The 1,186-nt window shown below is 74.7% G+C and carries 1 protein-coding gene; it reads right to left on the bottom strand.

What is annotated here, in order from left to right; genetic code table 11:
- Positions 1–1,186, bottom strand: a 1,186-nt coding sequence (locus ACWCSD_RS52910) for a calcium-binding protein (protein WP_449927598.1), incomplete at both ends; no start/stop codon positions are given.

The following is a 1,186-nucleotide window of genomic DNA, read 5'->3' as shown; positions in this document are numbered from 1 at the left end:
ACGTCGCGGTCCGCGCCGCCGTACTGCCAGTCCACGCCCTGGTGGTGCTGGTCGTCGGCGGTGGCGGCGTTGTCCTTGTCGGTCATGCGGAACCACGCGCACGGGTCCACCACCGTGGTCAGCTCGCCTTCCGGCATCTTGCCGGGAGCGCACGAGCCGGGGTACGAACCGCGCGGGTTGTAGTCGAGCAGGTCCGCGCCGGCCCCGCCGAAGACGTGGTCGACGAAGCGGTCGCCGGTGCCGCGGGCGGCCGGGTCGAACACGCCGCCGGACAGGCAGTCGGCGGTGGCCGCGTCCAGGGCCGGGTCGCAGCCCTTTCCGCCCCACAGCAGGTCGTCGCCGTCGCCGCCGAACACCTCGTCGCCGCCGCTGTCGCCGTTGACCAGGTCGTCGCCGGCGCCGCCGTGCATGCTGTCGCGTCCGGGGCCGCCGCGCAGGCGGTCGTCGCCGCCCTTGGCGAAACCGTCGTGCGGCATGGACGCGGCCGTCCAGGTGTCGCCGTCGGTGTCGTGCAGCAGGTCGGTGCGGCGGTCGTAGGTGCCGGGCTGGAAGCCCTTGTAGGTCTCCTTCGGCGGGGCGTTGAGGCTGACGGTGAAGCCGAGCCGCTGGGCGTCGGAGGCGTCGATGCGCTCGTTCAGCACGCCGCCCCGGTCGCCGAGCATGGCGTCCTCGCCCGCGCCGCCGGACAGGTCGTCGTCGCCCAGTTCACCGAACAGGTCGTCGTCGCCCTGGCCGCCGTGCAGTTCGTCGTCGCCGTCCTGGCCCCACAGCGCGTCGTCGCCGTCGTCGCCGTACAGGTGGTCGGCGCCGTAGGAGCCGGCCGGCTCGCAGGTGGCCTGGGCCTGGGTGCAGAACCTGGTCGAGTCGCCCGGCAGGGCCGGGTCGCGGCTGCGTACGCGGGTGGCGTCCGCGGGCGCCTGGCCCGCGGGGTAGCGCTCGGTGTAGACCTTCTCGGCGTTGCCCGTCACGGTGCGGACGAGCGAGCCGTTGTCACCGAGCAGGACGTCGGCGCCGCCGTTGCCCTCGATCGCGTCGGCCTCGTCGGCGGCGGCCTGCTTGGCCGAGCCGCCGATCAGGTCGTCCTGACCGGGGGTGTCGTCGCCCTCCAGGTCGGCTCGGCCACTGGCGTCGCCTCTCCAGCCGGGGTCGGCCAGCGGTCGCGTGGTGGTGCGGGTCGACTCGGCCG

This window comes from Nonomuraea sp. NPDC001684 (genome assembly GCF_053596515.1).
This window is presented reverse-complemented; position numbering and strand designations above follow the sequence as displayed.